General features: G+C 42.0%; 1 protein-coding gene and 1 pseudogene. Both read left to right on the top strand.

The annotated features are described in order from the left end of the window. Positions 1–540 (top strand): inorganic phosphate transporter (locus ACFFAP_RS35970; RefSeq protein WP_375515689.1); only part of this gene is annotated, 540 nt, incomplete at its 5' end. A gap of 935 nt (positions 541–1,475) precedes the next feature. Further along, positions 1,476–2,281 (top strand): annotated as a pseudogene (locus ACFFAP_RS35965) (hypothetical protein); the annotation flags it as partial.

The following is a 2,281-nucleotide window of genomic DNA, read 5'->3' as shown; positions in this document are numbered from 1 at the left end:
GTCCCCAATCCCCAGTCCCCAATCCCTAATCCCGTAGAAAGATTATTCGGACGATTCCAACTACTAAGTGCTTGCTTCGTCGCCTTTGCTCATGGTTCTAATGATGTGGGAAATGCGATCGCTCCTTTAGCTGCGATCGTCTACATCAATCGCACTGGTAGCGTACCTACAGATGGTATCACCATCCCCATTTGGATTTTAATCCTTGGTGGTGCTGGTATTGTTGGTGGTTTAGCTATCTGGGGTAAAAAAGTCATCGCCACTATTGGCGAAAACATTATTGCCTTGCAACCTAGTAGTGGATTTTGTGCCGAACTTGCTACTGCTACTACCATCCTCATCGCCTCCCGGCTAGGTTTACCAGTCTCCACCTCTCACGCTCTCGTTGGCGGTGTAGTTGGTATTGGACTAGTGCAAAATATCAAGTCGATTAAGTTTCAAACACTAAAAGGCATTGCCGCCGCATGGCTAATTACAATCCCCGTGAGTGCTGTCCTTAGCGCTGCCATCTTTAGCATCGCCCGGATTTTATTTCTCTAAAGAATTATTAATATTTTCCTAAGTTTTTCCTCTACTGCATCTTCTCATTGCAGAACCTAAACTGCAAGAACGCCAAAAAAGCGTGTTTTTGCAGAACTGCTGCTCATTCATTAGAATGTTGTGCAGGGGATAGCGTAACTTTGAATTTCCACAGAAAGATACTTTAATCTCAATTTAGAGATATAAACTGTCACACAAGTTACATTCCACACGAATTTACTAGTTAATTTCGCAAGTCAATAAGAGGAAAAGAGGCAGTGAGCAGGGAGCAGGAAGCAGGGGTGTAAATCTCCATACATAAATTTAGGGCTGCTGAAAGTTTGGACGTATTATTTCTTGTTGCACTCTTTGCGACGCTCGATGACTCGCTAACGCTGCGCTATCGAAATAAATATTTTTACTTTTGGGCATAAATAAATTTAGGCTGCTGAAACCCTTGTGGTAGGGGGAAAGATACTAGAATTACCTCAGCAAAGCGCCCCGTGCTCCCCTGCCTCTTCGGTCAGACAATTTTGTGGCAATAATGCACCCATCTGCAAGTCTTTGACAATTATTATTGGTAGCAAAACAATAAATGTTTATTTGGAGTGAGATTTATTTAAAAGTAAAAATCTCATTAGCAAATAATTGATGTAAATTAAACTGACCAAAACAAAAAAGGTTTGAGTTGAAGCGACTTACAGCCATACGGACAATCCAAAGTCCAAAATCGAATGACAAAATACTTGTCAATGCTGAAGAAAACACTGTGTATTAAGCAGTAGGGCAGATTTGATGCTTTGCCAAGTTGTGTTCAGTATGACAAAATTACGTTGAAATGCGGAAGTGCTGTTAAAATTTCTAATTTATCTGACAAAATACAGAAAATTAGTATGAGCGCCAATAAAGTGTATCGGAAGCAGCTTTATCGTCAAGGTGTTAGAGGTTAGAAGCTAATGGGGCGATTCGAGAAGCAACCAGAAAACCCGAGAGTCAGAGGCGAGCTATCCAGAGCAGCAGAAAATGCTCTTTGGGCTGTAGTTGAAGACTTAGAAAATCTTCAGCAGAATGTCCTCAGAGGATTGCAGGAAGACGTAAAGCGGCTTCAGTCAGAAAAAAATCGGTTATCTGATGACATTCAAAGCTTGCTAGAGCAAAAAGAGCATTTACAACAAGTGCGCCAAATTACTGAGCAGCAAGTGTTAATTCGGCAACTGGCAGAAGTTCTGGCAAAACATATATCTTCACAACTGCAATCCTCTCTGGCAACTTTAGCTAACCAAAACATCGAGGGCAAGTCTTACGATCAAGCTGCGCTTAAGTCCGCTGAAGTAAGCAGCAATGTAGTAGGTGAAATCAATGAAAAAGTCGAACACATGTTTGACAGCTTGGATGATACCGTTACTGTTACCTTTAACTCGCTGCAACAGGAACTGAAGAACTATCAAAGTAATCTTTCCCAACAGTTGTCACGGATGTACAGCCAGCAGCAGCAAGGGGAAACGATTTTGGCGGAGTTTGTTAATCGCTTGCATGGAGAACTAGAAAAAACTATAGAAGAAGCTTCACGCAAACCAGCGACAGCAGGTACACCTACTGTTTTGCAATTTCCCGAGCCAGAAAAAAACAGTTCTTTTGAAACATCCTCGCCACAGGTTGGCAAAGTAGTAAGAAATTCCTCTGAGCCAATTTCCCCCATCGCTAATAAATTTTCACCAAGGGAAACGACATCAGAGCCGACTGTTGTTAGAGAAAACGCCGC

It is taken from the genome of uncultured Nostoc sp., from assembly GCF_964245575.1.
Lineage (GTDB): Bacteria > Cyanobacteriota > Cyanobacteriia > Cyanobacteriales > Nostocaceae > Nostoc.
The sequence above is the reverse complement of the archived record's forward strand: the minus strand, read 5'-3'. Positions and strand labels throughout refer to the sequence as shown.